We start from the raw sequence: 14,526 nt of genomic DNA, 5'->3' as shown, positions 1-14,526 counted from the left end.
TTTTAAAATGAACTTATTAAGCAACTATAATACCATTCAAGCTGCAAAAATCTGGCTTCTTCCTTAGCCCAATTACTTATCTGGACATCTTTGTATTTTTCTCTACAGCCTTATTGGATTTTAATACATAAAAGCTGAACAAACCCTCTATAAATCCTATACCATAGCTTAAATGTAATATAGGAAATATCAGGGGCATATACTTAAATAAGTTAATTTTTCCCTTAGAAACCTTCATTGAGGCCCATATACTGCATATAAAATACAATAATACTTCTAATAGCCAAATATACAAAATTGGCTTAACAAAAATGCCAAGTATTATACCAAGCAGATTAGCAGCAACAAAAATCATAGGAATCAGGTGCCTCAAGGATGCTGGCTTTCCGTGTTTCTGCATAACTCTAACTTTCCAAAATCCATATTGATAATATTGCTTCCATAATTTACTAAGAGATGATCTACTATAGTAGTAGGATCTTACTTTAGGTGTCAACAATACCTTGCAGCCACTCTTTACAACCCTATAATTAAGTTCATCATCTTGATTTCTTACTAACTCCTCGTCAAAGTATCCTATTTTTTCTAAGGTCTCCTTTCTATATGCTCCGAAAGCCACAGTATCTACAAAAGTTTCTTTTTGTGCATATCTAAAAAGGGCATTTCCAACTCCAAAAGGTGAACTCATAGCTAAAGCTATTGCAGTTCCCTTATCATCTTCACTTATAGTCTCAATAGGTCCCCCTGCACAGCCTATTCCCCTCTTTTCCAATGCTTCTACATTGTATTTTATAAAATCTTTGTCTGCAAATGCATGTGCACCAAAAATTACTACAATGTCTGCCGTACTCTTTTTTATTCCTAAATTCATTCCCTTAGGTGCAGTTAATCCCAGGTTATCCAACAGCTTTATGTTGCCATACTTTTTTTCATATTCCTTGACTATAGTCCTTGTTTTATCTGTAGACATTCCATCACATACAAAAACTTCAAAGCACTGCTTTGGATAAGTTTGATTTACAAAAGAATCTAAACATTTTCCTATGTAATTTTGTTCATTTCTACATGGAATAATTATAGAAACAGTATTCACACTGTTCACCTACCTTTTAATAACTCTATTTATCACCAATTTTTTTATTTCTTTAAGTTGTTCTATTCCAATTATTAAAGCAAATATAATAAATACTACTAATCCACCTAAAGAAGATACAGCTATCTTCAGAAAAATTAAAATGGTAGAATTATAGGTTAACCCTAGAATACTATTCAATAATTTTATAGTTATAATCATAGGTATTGATGCTGCTATTGTCTTAACAGCTGTATTTATTATATATTTGCCATTTATACTGCCTATTTTTCTAGTCAATGTATAAATAAGAAGCCCACAAGCTATATACATAGATGTAGCATTTGCCAATGCCAATCCATTAATTCCAATAAGGCTCTTAAATATAAAAATCAAAACTATATTGACACACATGGCTATGGCACTATTAATCATAGGACTCCTAGTATCCTTTAAGGTATAGTAAGCTTTACAGACAAAGTCCCTCATGCCAAAAGCCAAAAACCCTAAAGAATAACACCCCAAAAGAATTGAAGTTTGTATAGTCAATTGTTCCTTAAAAGCACCTCTTTGAAATAAAATATATACTATAGGTCTACTTTGCATTATAACAATAAAAGACATTGGAAGTATCATAAGTATTAAAGTTCCTAAAGATTTGCTTAATGTGTCCTTCATTCCATTTATTTCATTTCTCGCGGTTTGCCTGGCCATTTTAGGATATATGATAGTTGCTATAGTCATTACAAAAATATCCACAAAAAGTGCAAAGACTCTGTAAGCATAGTTTAAGGACGTAGGAGCACCTTCTCCAAAATGAGTGGCCTGCGCTCTTTCAATAAAAGTATTTATCTGTTGAACACCTGTACCAAAAATAACAGGTATAAGCATTAAGGACATCTTTATTAATAGAGGATCTTTAAAATTTACTTTAAAACTATATTTAAATCCCAGCCTTTTCATAGCTAGGATCTGAGGAATTATTTGTGCAAAGGTTGCTATAAAAGTTATAACTGTAAGCCCTACTACACCATGCTTACCCCCAAAAAATATGAGATATCCTATTGTAATTATATTTAATGGCAGTGCCACTAAAGCTGGTATTGTAAAGTTACCCTCAGATTGAAGTACTGCATTAAATATATAAATAACAGCATTAAATATAAGCGTAGGTATAAGTATATTAGTAAGCTTTCGTGTAAATATAAGCTTTTCACCAGTAAACCCTGGGTTTAAAAGTTCAACTATAGGTCCGCTAAAGATTATACATGCAGCAGATATTACTGCGGTAACTATTATAAAAACATTTAATACATTGTTTATAAATTCTACAGCTTCTTTCTTGCCATCCTTCAGCTTTTCATTATAGAAAGGGATTAGGGTAGTTGTAATAGCTGCGCCAATCATTATAAATAATACCATTGGAACATTAGATGCTTGAAAAAAGGCATCTAAGTTCCCCGCATCAAATTTCGCTGCAGTTATGCTATCTCTTAAAAGTCCAAGAAACTTGCTTGCAAAAGTACAAGCTACAATTAATCCAGCAGTAGTTGCTATCTTATTTTTGTTACTCATATCCTATCTTACCCTTTATTCTATTAGTTTGTATGAATGAAATACTTAGTGCAAATAATAAGTAATTAGGTAAAAAATATGTTACAGAACTTGGCGAAAAACTTCCTATAGTAAATCCAATCAAAGATGTAAATAAAGAGTATGCAATACACTTATCTATGTAACTTTTCTTCAATGCAATTATTAATAAATTGTAAAGCAAATATAAATAAAATACTCCATAAAGTATACTAAATACTCCAAAGTCCCCAAGTATTTCTGTTGCAAGTCCATGAACACTATAAATTTCATGGGTATTACCCTCATCCATCAAGTATTGAATTGTATTGCCAGCTCCAAATCCAAGAATCCTCTTATTTTTTACTACTCCATTAACCACATCATATATTATAGTTGCCCTTACATTCTCAGAACCTTCTTCACCTATTTTAGCACTGCCAATTTTAGCTATACTGCCCATTTTTTCTATCATTTTTTGTTCATACTCAGTTCCATGTCTAACCAACTTATAACTATACTTGTATATACCTGTAAATGCTACAGCTATTATTAACGGATAGATTAGGGCCTTCAGTTTTCCTTCTTTTAAAAGAACTAGCACAAAAACAATCATCATTAAACATATTGCTAAAATATTAGATCTTGAGTTTGTAAGTACTAGTGCTGTAAAGGTAAGTATTGCTGCTAATCCATAAAGTGATTTTATCACCATATTCTTTGCATAATAAAATAAGTATAATATAAACGGGATGCCCATACCTAAAAACGTAGCATAATTATTAGTATTAAAGAAGAATACTACTGGTCTGCTTTCTAGTACCATTAATTCCTTCAAAGTAAGTTTATATAAAATGCTGTCATAATAATGTTTTACCGGTAATTGGGTTCCTGTTACCGCTTCTATCATACCTATAACTACTGTGAACAAAAATACAAACCCTACTACTTTAAGCGTATTGTAAAACTTTTCCTTAGAATCATTAAATATAGCTATTATAAAAACAAAAGTAAACATCATAGCATAAATTACTATATATTTAATATTTAACGATTTGTTCTTTGACCAAATAAAACTTAGAGCTATATAAATAAACCATATTATGTAAAATCCCAATAATTTTTTATTTATTATTCTCAATTTATTATTATTTTTTAATACCTTAAAAAAGGTAATGCCAGCGCATACAGCTAATATAATATGAAAATAATACAATTTTTCAAGCTTAGGAAAATATGATGCATACTCAAAAATACTTGAAACTAGAAGAGTATAATATAGATTTTCATATAAACTATCAGCCTTTGTTAAAATACACGCTGCAACTATACATAACAGAAACAGTGCATTTATTATGTAATTCTTATTAACTATAGAAGATATTAAAAGAAAAATAAAAACTATCAGAAGATAAAAGCTACTTTTCTTTCTAAGTTCAACCATCCATTGTTCCCCCCGTTGTGGCAATTTTATCGTACAAATTTTTCATTATTCTTGCATTTTCAATCCAATTATATTTTTCTTCCACTAGCTTTCTTGCATTTACAGAAAAACTTTTAACTTTATCTTCATTTTCTATAAGTATTTTTAGCTTTTCTTTTAGCAGCTCACTATTGCACGGATCCACAGTATATCCATTATAGTCATCAAATACTATTTCTTTTAGCCCTCCAACATTAGTAGACACTACCGGTCTCCCACAGGCACAAGCTTCTACAGCCGCTACGCCAAAACTTTCACTCAAAGAAGGTATACATACAATATCCATTCTATTTATATAGTCAGACACCTTTGTATTATCTATATTTCCGGTAAAAGTTACCTTTGAGCTTATCTTTAAATCATCACAGAGCTTTTCAAGGTTGCCCCTCTCGCTTCCATGCCCAATTATCATCAATCTTATATCTTTATTTGTCTCTTTTAATAAAGCTTCAAAGGCTTTAACTAAATATTCTATGCCATATATCTTATGTAGGTTCTTGATTACACCAATAGTTACATATTCATTTTTTAAAACAGGAACTTTAACATTAAATTTATCTATATCTACACCAAATGGAGTTATAGTTATTTCCTTTTTACTGCAGTACTTTCCTGTTTCTTTAGCCATATCAGCACTAGTTGAGCATACAGCATCTGCGCCATTTAGAATATAACTTAAAAGTTTGGCTTTTAAACTATTAGACCTTGGAAATTCATATACATCGCTGCCCCATACTGAAATTATAAAAGGATGGTATCCACTCATTCTTCCATACAGGCCATAACTTGTAGCATAATGGCTGTGTAATATGTCCGGCTTTATTTCAAATATCAGCTTTTTAATTTGTTTCACAATAAAAAAATAAGAAAGTTTACTCTTAAAAGGCGGCTCTATAATTATTACCTTAACATTTTTTCTATACTTATAATTTGTATCTCTCATAGAGATTATAAATATTTCATTGTTAAAATTCGAGAAATAATCTACCCATTTTCTCGTATGTATACTATCCACATCTGCCAAAAAACATATCTTAGCCATGAATTCACCCCACAAAATAGCTGCTAAACTCTGGAAGTTTAATTAAATTTTAAAACAATAGAATTTTAACACAAAAATATATATTTTTTATTAACAATTAATAAATAAAAATCTACTGATGTATTTTACTTACTCCATGCATATCCATAGTAGAGAAGTTTTCTAAAGGAAATTTTACCGGCATTCCAGTAAGCCTTGATTTATAAGCAGCAAGAATTATAGACATACCTTTTTTACCTTCTTCTCCATTTATAAGAGGTTCCCTATTGTTATTAATAGCATCTATAACATCTTTAAATAGAGGATTGTGACCAAAACCATATACGTTGTCTGGATCCCCCTCCTGTAGCTTTAATATTTCACTTTCATTATCTTTATGATCCGCGAATCTCCATGTTTCTATTTTATTTACTGCAAGACCTCCAATGCATACTGTTCCTGTCTCGCCGAATATACTTAAAGTTTCCTCCAAATTTTTTGGATATACGCAAGCCGTCCCTTCTACCAATCCTATTGCTCCATTTTTAAATCTTACAATTATTGCCCCAAAATCTTCAGCCTCTATGTCTCTTAAAAATGTATCACACTGGGCATACACTGTATCTATTTCTCCACCCATCATCCATTGAAGTAAGTCTATATTATGTATACACTGGTTCATTAATGTTCCACCATCAAGTTCCCATGTTCCTCTCCACGGTGCTTGTTCATAGTATCCCATATTTCTATTCCATAGGATTCTAGCTGTACCATTAATTAATCTCCCAAATCTATTCTCCTCAACAGCACCTCTTAGCTGTTGGATTGATTTATTGAATCTATTTTGATGACTCACACATAGTTTAACATTATTATTTTTTCCACATTTTATCATTCTATCCGCATCCTCAATAGATAGCGCCATTGGCTTTTCTACTATGACATGCTTTTTCATATTCATGCAATATACAGCTATTTCCGGATGATAACCACTTTCAGTAGCTATAGCTACTACATCTATATCTTCTTTTTCCAGCATTTTTTTGTAGTCTGTATATATACCCAACTCTATCTTTTGTCCTATCTTTGTTATGTATTCTTTTCTTTTTTCTTCAGCTTTTTCTTCAGCTATATCACAAACAGCTGCCAAAATGGCCTCCTCTTTATTAGCAACCAAAGCCTCTACATGTTTGTATGAAATTCTCCCACAGCCTATAATGGCAAACTTTAGTTTTTTCACGTAAAACACTCCTTAACTTTAGAATAAGATAAGCCACAGGAACTTATCTTTTTATTTCTTCAATATATTATAATTTGTGAATCTTTTCTCTATTATTCTTAACATCCTTAGTAGCATTTCTTGTGTCATATACTATCTTAGCCCTAGATACAATTTCTCCATAATCATAACAACTGTGATCAGTTGTTATAATAGCTATATCAGCCTTATCTATTACTTCCCTCCAATCAACACAATAATACATTTTACCATTATGCCTGAACTCTGGTATATATGGATCATTCACTATTATGTCTGCACCATTCTTTTCTAAATATTCTATTACTTTTAATGTAGGGGATTCTCTTGGATCATCAATATCCTTTTTATAAGCAACTCCCAGAAGAAGAACCTTTGAACCATTCATTGCCTTTTTATGTTCATTTAAAAGTTTCATAGCATTATCTACTACGAATTCAGGCATAAAATCATTTATTTCCCCTGAAATTTCTATAAGTCTTGTATGATAATCATACTCCCTTGCTTTCCATGATAAATAGAATGGATCTAGCGGTATGCAGTGTCCTCCAAGTCCTGGACCCGGATAAAATGCCATAAATCCATAAGGTTTAGTTTTAGCTGCATCTATTACTTCCCACACATCTATACCCATTCTCTTACATAATATTGCCATTTCATTTGCAAGGCCTATATTTATATTTCTAAATGTATTTTCTAGTATTTTTTCCATTTCTGCTACAGCTGGCGAAGATACAGTATATATTTCACTTTCTAATATATTTCTATATAAAGTGGCTGCCACCTCTGTACATTCGGGGGTGCATCCTCCTACTACCTTTGGTGTGTTCTTGGTTTTATATTTCTTATTGCCAGGATCTACCCTTTCCGGTGAAAAAGTCAGAAAAAAGTCTTTCCCGCATTTTAGTCCTCCCTCTTCAAGTATGGGCCTTAGTACTTCTTCGGTAGTACCTGGATAAGTGGTACTCTCAAGTACCACAAGCATTCCCCTATGCAAATACTTTGCCACACTTTTAGTTGAATTTACTACATAAGATATATCTGGCTGTTTATACATATCCAGTGGAGTAGGAACACATATGGAAACTACATCTACATCTTTTACAAAACTAAAGTCTGTAGTAGCTCTAATAACCCCTGATTCAACCAACTTTTCAAGGTCTGAATCTACTACATCTCCTATATAATTATGTCCCTGATTTACAAGGTCTACTTTTTTATCTTGAACATCAAATCCAATAACTTCATATCCTGCTTTTGCTTTTTCTACTGCAAGCGGAAGACCAACATAGCCCAATCCGACTACGCCAAGCTTAGCTTTTTTATTGTTCAGTTTTAACATTAATTCTTCTTTTAACTGTGACATTTTTTCCTCCTATATCTATAAATCCCTAATAATTATTACATATTACCCCTTTTAATCTAGATTTAACAATAAAAAGCCTCTCATTTTGTTTAGTTCATTTGCAATACAAACATAGCAAATTTGAGACTTTTTGCATATACTTTTATATATTATGGTGAATAATTCAGGAAGTAGTAGAATCACTTATCCAGGCGCGTAGCAGTGCTTATCTCCCACTTTGATAGAAAAGCAGAGAACCAAAATCTTTAATTTTGTGTGAATCGCTTTCACAGAGTGCGATGGGAGTATTAGCAATGGTAGCGTTCGGATAAATACTGCTTTAAAGTTTCACCTTATTTGTTCTTTTTTTATAGGTAGGTACCTTTTCCTCCATAAGTTTAAATACTTCTTCTTTACTCATTTGTGACACATCATTAAACTGTTTTATAGATTTTTCTACAAAATCCATATCAAATTGGATAGGCTTTTCAATAAAAATTTTATTATGTTCCGTAGAAGTCAAAGCCAATTCATTCATTAATAACTCTTCATATAATTTCTCTCCTGGCCTTAGCCCTGTATATTTAATCTTTATATCTACATCTGGCTTATATCCAGAAAGAGTTATTAAATCCCTTGCCAGATCAATGATTTTAACCGGCTTACCCATATCAAGCACAAATATTTCCCCCCCATGAGCTATAGCCCCAGCCTGAATAACTAATTGCGCTGCTTCAGGTATTGTCATAAAAAATCTATTAATTTCAGGATGAGTAACCGTAACTGGTCCACCATAAGCAATTTGTTTTTTAAATAACGGAATAACAGAACCGTTGCTTCCCAAAACATTTCCAAACCTCACAGCCACATATTCTGTATTACTTACTTTGTCAAAAGCTTGAATCATAATTTCACAAAATCTCTTTGTAGCTCCCATTATATTAGTAGGATTAACCGCTTTATCCGTGCTTATCTGTACAAACTTTTTAACCTGAAACTTGTCACAGCACTTTAGTATATTGTAAGTGCCAACTATATTGTTCTTTATTGCCTCTGAAGGATTCTCCTCCATCAAGGGAACATGCTTATGTGCTGCTGCATGAAAAACTACATTGGGTCTATGTATGCGGAATATCTCCTGCATACGTTTCATATCTCTTATAGAGGCTATTATAATGTCTTTGGTCAACTCTGGATTATTTCGGTTCAACTCCATTTGCAGATCATATACATTATTTTCATATATATCTAATATTAATAATTTTTGCGGATTGAACTTTGCTATTTGCCTGCACAATTCAGAACCAATAGAACCTCCTCCACCAGTAACAAGTATTGTTTTACCTTTTATATATTTATTTATATCTTCATCATTAAGTTTTACTTCTTCTCTTCCAAGTAGGTCTTCAATATTTACATCTCTTAGTTTTGTAATATTCACTTTACCATCTATTAATTCATAAAGACCCGGAATAGTCTTTAATTTGCACTTTGTATCCTTGCATATATTAACAATTTCTCTTTTTACCTGTACGTCTGCTGAGGGAATAGAAAGTATTATCTCTTCTACACCTTTTTTCCTACAAACATCTACTATCCTTTCTCTGGTACCCATAACCTCTATGCCATTTATGAATTTTCCTTTTTTTAATGGATCATCATCTATAAGCCCTACTATATCGTAATTTAAATCTTTATGTCCTTTTATCTCTTTTATTAACAGGGCTGAAGCATCTCCTGCTCCAATTATTAATAATTTCTTATCTATATCTTCTGTAACTTTATCTCCTTTATTGCTTTCAACAATTCTATAAGTAAACCTTGTTCCCCCTAAAGCAATTACCGATAAAATCCAAAAAATTATATGCACTGAAAATGGGAATCTAAAATATCTGTTTTCCAAAAATTTGTAATTCACAAAATAACTATATATTATGAAAGCAATATTAGCTAGTGATACGGAATATATAATAGACATCAATTCTTCAATAGATGCATATTTCCAAATGCTATTGTATAATTTAAAAAATTTATTAGCTATTAGTGTTATAATTACCACAGGAATAATAGACATCCTTAAAAATACCATGTATTCCGAGGGTATATTAAAATCAAACCTTAATAATAAAGCAAAATACAAGGAAACTATAAGGAAAATCACATCATATCCTATTAGCTTTTTATCCTTTTCCACGCTAACACTTCCCTAAATAATAGATTAAAACTCTCTTCATCTATTTTACATCATAGAAAAAATTATTCAATATATTTTTTAGGTGCAGCTGATTTTATATATATCTTATATTACACTCTTCTCTTAAGTCTTTTGTATCAAAGCACTGGTCTATCTTGCTAAATTAAGTTTTAAATTTTCTCCAATTACTGCTGCTCCACCAAAAATAACTTCTTTTGTATAACTCTTTCCATCCACATAACTTTTTTGGTTTTTACTATCTCCATTTACAAGAATAACTGGAGCATTATATTTTGATGCATATACACTGCCAGCCAATGCATCCGGAAAATTTTCTCCCGAAGCAAATGTTACTGTATCTCCATCTAATCCAAAATATTCAGCTATATTTAGAGAAGTTTCATACCTATCCATTCCCCAAATTCTTACCATATTATCTTCTGAAAGGTTAGCTATAGTTTTAACTTCTTCTTTCACTGTATCTGATATAGCACCAGTTCCTCCAATAATATATATTTTAGAAGGTTTTACTTTTTTAATGGTTTCTATGGCATATTCTGATAAATTGTTGCTATCTGACAGAACTATCGGATATCCTTTGGATGCAGCTATAGTAGAAATACTTAATCCATCAGCAAATACATTTCCACCTGCTATAACTAAAGGAGTTCCTTCCTTAGCCTCTATTTCATCATTTATAATTCTTATAGTTTCGTATTTTGAATTACCACTGAGTCTTTTTACATTTGAGTACCCTAAACTAGCTAAACTATTTACTATATCATTATTCACCTCAGTTTCATTACCTAAAATATATATTGTACCATCTTTAACTAAATGCGACTTTATATATTCTAAGGCATTAATATTTTCAGAAGGTGAATTGCCACTTAGAAGTATAGGGGCATTTAATTTGTTAGCTAGTACACTTCCACTTAGAGCATTGGGAAAATTATATCCTGATGTAACAACTACACTATTTACATATCCTCTATTAAATCCTTCTGCTATTTTTCTTGCAGTTTCAAATCTATCTTGTCCACTCAACCTTATACTAGAATACTTTTTAGTACTAACAGGTACCCAATTATTTATTAATGTCTCTGATACATTTTCATCATTTATATATTGTCCACTATATTCCTGCGAACGAGCCTTCCATTGGCTAAATGTCAATACCTCATCGTATCTATTTGCCACTAATCCGTTAACCTTATAATAAGTATTGTTATCAAAAGAATTATCTACTGAACCTTCGTCAGATAATTGTACATTATAGTTACTGTATCTGCTTAAAAACAGGTTATTTCTGAAATAATTTTTAGTGGAGTTTTCTAACATATATACGTCATCATAAACATTTCCATAAAATACGTTATTGTATATGTAATTATTGGTGGCATTGCTTCCAATGGCCATGCCATAAGCGTGGTTATTATATAAAAAGTTATTTATAATTGTGCAATTACTACCACCACTAGGATCACCATACATCTGTATAGCTGCACCTGCATTATCATGAATCTTATTTCCTGAGAAAGTCCAATTATAGGAACCATAGCCTATGTATATTCCATGATCCTTAGGTTTATTTATCTTTAAGCCTACATTATATATTGTGCAATTCTTCACAGTGCAATTACTTGAAGCCTCACCATATACTCCAGAAGTTCCATAAGGTCTATATTCAGGATAATCCAAGTCATGTATAGTCAAATTATCAAGCTCAATATTGCTGGAATTTCCAGTTATATATATTCCCGCCCCTGTATAATTTTTCATCTCTATACCTTCAACCTTCCAATAAGAACTTCCGTTAAAAGTTATTGCATCGGAACCATCCTTTCCATCCATTATTCTATCATTATTTCCTGTCATAACGACAGTCTCACCTGGATAGTTTTTTATGGTGTACCAAGCACTACTTGATCCATTTTTTCCTATTACATCTGTAGTCTCGTAATAGGTTCCTCCTCTTATTAAAAGAGTATCCCCAGGATGCATGTAAGATATACCTTGTCCAATTTTGCTAAAAGGATTGTTTATACTTCCGTCCCCACCTCCAGTACCTCCACTCTGAGATACATAATACACTTTTCCACTACCTTCTGCGTAAACATTAGATGCAGTATAAATTAAAAATCCATATAAAAATAGAATTACAATGAAAAAACTACTGACCTTTTTCAATCTTATCCCCTCACCTCATAATATTTTTATCCCAACGCGGTAATTAGCTAATGCTCCCATCTTCTTCAAAGGGATATAAGCACTGCTGCACGCTTAGATAAGTTCTTCCCTTAAAGGATAACGTATTCTAAGTGCTAAGGACACTAAGAATACTGTTAATAAGGTTCACATGGAGAAAAACATTTCTCATAAATAAACTCCATGTGAACCTTAGAATTACTTGATTAACAAATATGGTTTTACCATATTTTATATTATTTGTTTGACTCTCTTAATTATCGTATAATAAGAGAATTCACTTAAGGATAGACTGGACTGTTTAAAAATTCAATTAAATTACAGTGAGGCTGTTATCTTTATTCTTTTCTTCGGCTGCGGTAATTTCTTCATAAACTTCTTTAAACACATGCTGCTCTTTTAAATCCAAAAGATATTTCATAAAAGGTTTTTTTAGTTCCTCCCTTTTTAAGGCAAACTCCACTGTAGCCTGAAGAAATCCAAGTTTATCCCCTACATCGTATCTTCTTCCTTCAAAAGTATATGCATACATGGCTTCATTTTGTGCCAGTGTTCTAAGGGCATCCGTAAGTTGAATTTCCCCTCCTTTTCCTGGAGTGGTATTTTGCAATATTTCAAATATAGAAGGTGTTATTATATACCTTCCAAGTATGCCCATATTGGAAGGTGCTTCTTCTACTTTAGGTTTTTCTATTAAATCTTTAACTTTATACACATTATTTTCTATATACATGCCCTTAACTATGCCATACTTATATACATCTTCTCTAGGTACTTCCTGTACCCCTATAATTGAAGTTTTATATTCATCATAGCAGTCTATAAGCTGCTTTAAACAAGGTACCTCATTATCTACTACATCATCTCCAAGCATTACTGCAAAAGGATGATTTCCCACAAAAGTTCTAGCACAGCTTATAGCGTGACCAAGGCCCTTAGGTTCTTTTTGCCTTATATAATAAATATCTGTTATGTTGGATATGTCCCTTACCATTTTCAAAAGTTCTTCTTTTCCCTTGATTTCTAATTCCCTCTCCAGTTCTACAGACTTATCGAAATGATCTTCTATGGCCCTTTTATTTCTTCCTGTTATTATGAGTATTTCCTCTATGCCAGATGCCACTGCTTCCTCTATAATATATTGTATAGTAGGCTTATCTACTATAGGAAGCATTTCTTTAGGCTGTGCCTTGGTAGCAGGTAAAAATCGTGTACCAAGTCCTGCTGCCGGTATTATAGCTTTTTTTACGTTCATAAAGTAAACTCTCCTTTCGTTCTTAACTGTTTAAGATTACATATTTTTAATGATACCCTCTAATTCAACTACCACTTGATCCTTATGGTCTAGTTTTTTGGCAATTTCTAAATGAATTTTTGCATTTTGTAGATCTCCGGAATTTAAGTAGCATAATATAAGATTTGTACATATTTCTACGGATTTAGTAGCTTCAAAGGCCTTTCTTAAATAAGCTATAGCTCTTTCATAATTTCCTATAGAAGCATAATTTATTCCCATTTCATTTACAACTTCTACTATATTGCTATCTATATTTAAAGCCTCGTTTAAATAATAAATAGCCTTTTCATGATTTTCAATCATCCTATATCCCATAGCTATATAATAATAAATAGAAGCATTATCACCTAAAGTATCCATAAGAGGAACTAAAAGTTTCAGTGCCTCCACAGGATTACTTTCTAAAAGTTCTTTTCCCCTATCATAATCCACAGCAGATTTTAGCCACTGTTTCATATCTGTTACTTCAGAAGTTTCCTCACCGCCTTTTGATATGTAGTTATTTATAGAGAACAGTGCCTTTTCATAGTTCTCTTCTTCTTTTCTCACAAGTGCCTCATATAGATAAGGCAGTGCATAATTATCTTTAAATCTAGCCTTTTCTAATATATTTAATTCTTCTTCTTTATAAATATTGTTTTTCTTTCTAATTTCATCTACCATAATTATGAGTCTGTCATATATTTCTATGCTGTGGTCTATTATAGACAAACCTTTTAGAATTATATAAGCATCTTCATATTTTTCATTTTTAACACTTTCTGCAATTATACCCTTTATAAATTTATTATTGTTCTTATCTTTAGAAAGTATATCTTTGTAATATTTATTAAATCTAAAATTCTCATCTGCACCTAATACATAAAACATGCCTTCAACAAAATATCCTACAGGTATATTATCCAATTGATTTTGTAACTTAATACTATCTACTATATTTTTAGAATTTACTGGCATATATATGTCTTCTTCCGGCAGAATTTTAAATATCCTTTCAATGTTTTCTTTTTTTATTTCTAAAAATAATATTTCAGACAATTTCTCTGCAAAGTATGATTTTATACTCATAAGTTTTG

The 14,526-nt window shown here is 31.6% G+C and carries 10 protein-coding genes; all 10 read right to left on the bottom strand.

The genetic code is table 11. The features are described from left to right. Window positions 1-76 precede the first annotated feature (76 nt). On the bottom strand, window positions 77-1,102 hold the full coding sequence (locus ACJDU8_RS03350) for a glycosyltransferase family 2 protein (RefSeq protein ID WP_406790732.1): 1,026 nt from the start codon (window positions 1,100-1,102) through the stop codon (window positions 77-79). Beyond that, window positions 1,103-2,647 carry a murein biosynthesis integral membrane protein MurJ gene (gene murJ / locus ACJDU8_RS03345; protein ID WP_406790731.1) on the bottom strand — a complete coding sequence of 515 codons (1,545 nt, stop codon included), beginning with the start codon at window positions 2,645-2,647 and terminating at the stop codon, window positions 1,103-1,105. Beyond that, window positions 2,640-4,088: an O-antigen ligase family protein gene (locus ACJDU8_RS03340; RefSeq protein WP_406790730.1), complete on the bottom strand. Its 1,449-nt coding sequence runs from the start codon at window positions 4,086-4,088 to the stop codon at window positions 2,640-2,642. The genes murJ and ACJDU8_RS03340 overlap by 8 nt, the downstream gene beginning before the upstream one ends. Next, on the bottom strand, window positions 4,081-5,169 hold the full coding sequence (locus ACJDU8_RS03335; protein ID WP_406790729.1) for a glycosyltransferase: 1,089 nt from the start codon (window positions 5,167-5,169) through the stop codon (window positions 4,081-4,083). Before ACJDU8_RS03335 ends, ACJDU8_RS03340 begins: the two co-directional genes overlap by 8 nt. A gap of 112 nt (window positions 5,170-5,281) precedes the next feature. Beyond that, a complete protein-coding gene (locus ACJDU8_RS03330) occupies window positions 5,282-6,388 on the bottom strand; it encodes a Gfo/Idh/MocA family protein (protein WP_406790728.1) in 1,107 nt (368 codons plus the stop codon). Window positions 6,389-6,455: 67 nt separating this feature from the next. After that, entirely contained in the window at window positions 6,456-7,772 is a 1,317-nt protein-coding gene (locus ACJDU8_RS03325) for a nucleotide sugar dehydrogenase (protein ID WP_406790727.1), read from the bottom strand. A gap of 319 nt (window positions 7,773-8,091) precedes the next feature. Continuing rightward, a complete protein-coding gene (locus ACJDU8_RS03320) occupies window positions 8,092-9,945 on the bottom strand; it encodes a polysaccharide biosynthesis protein (protein ID WP_406790726.1) in 1,854 nt (617 codons plus the stop codon). A 150-nt stretch (window positions 9,946-10,095) separates the two neighbouring features. Further along, window positions 10,096-12,135 (bottom strand): cell wall-binding repeat-containing protein, encoded by a 2,040-nt coding sequence (locus tag ACJDU8_RS03315; protein WP_406790725.1) that lies wholly within the window; start codon window positions 12,133-12,135, stop codon window positions 10,096-10,098. A 331-nt stretch (window positions 12,136-12,466) separates the two neighbouring features. Next, window positions 12,467-13,408, bottom strand: coding sequence for a UTP--glucose-1-phosphate uridylyltransferase GalU (galU, locus tag ACJDU8_RS03310; RefSeq protein WP_406790724.1), 942 nt, complete (start codon window positions 13,406-13,408; stop codon window positions 12,467-12,469). 36 nt (window positions 13,409-13,444) lie between these two features. Next, complete coding sequence (locus tag ACJDU8_RS03305; RefSeq protein ID WP_406790723.1) at window positions 13,445-14,518, bottom strand: tetratricopeptide repeat protein; 1,074 nt, start codon at window positions 14,516-14,518, stop codon at window positions 13,445-13,447. Between the last annotated feature and the right edge of the window lie 8 nt (window positions 14,519-14,526).

Source organism: Candidatus Clostridium eludens (assembly GCF_045310515.1).
GTDB lineage: Bacteria > Bacillota > Clostridia > Clostridiales > Clostridiaceae > Clostridium_B > Clostridium_B eludens.
Note: the sequence above shows the minus strand (reverse complement) of the source record. Positions and strands in the feature narration are given on the sequence as shown.

What these genes read in the sequence shown, in the direction of transcription:
- ACJDU8_RS03305 (WP_406790723.1), bottom strand. Translation starts at nt 14,518, where the DNA reads ATGAGTATAAAATCATACTTTGCAGAGAAATTGTCTGAAATATTATTT.
- ACJDU8_RS03325 (WP_406790727.1), bottom strand. Translation starts at nt 7,772, where the DNA reads ATGTCACAGTTAAAAGAAGAATTAATGTTAAAACTGAACAATAAAAAA.
- ACJDU8_RS03340 (WP_406790730.1), bottom strand. Translation starts at nt 4,088, where the DNA reads ATGGTTGAACTTAGAAAGAAAAGTAGCTTTTATCTTCTGATAGTTTTT.
- ACJDU8_RS03335 (WP_406790729.1), bottom strand. Translation starts at nt 5,169, where the DNA reads ATGGCTAAGATATGTTTTTTGGCAGATGTGGATAGTATACATACGAGA.
- galU (WP_406790724.1), bottom strand. Translation starts at nt 13,408, where the DNA reads ATGAACGTAAAAAAAGCTATAATACCGGCAGCAGGACTTGGTACACGA.
- murJ (WP_406790731.1), bottom strand. Translation starts at nt 2,647, where the DNA reads ATGAGTAACAAAAATAAGATAGCAACTACTGCTGGATTAATTGTAGCT.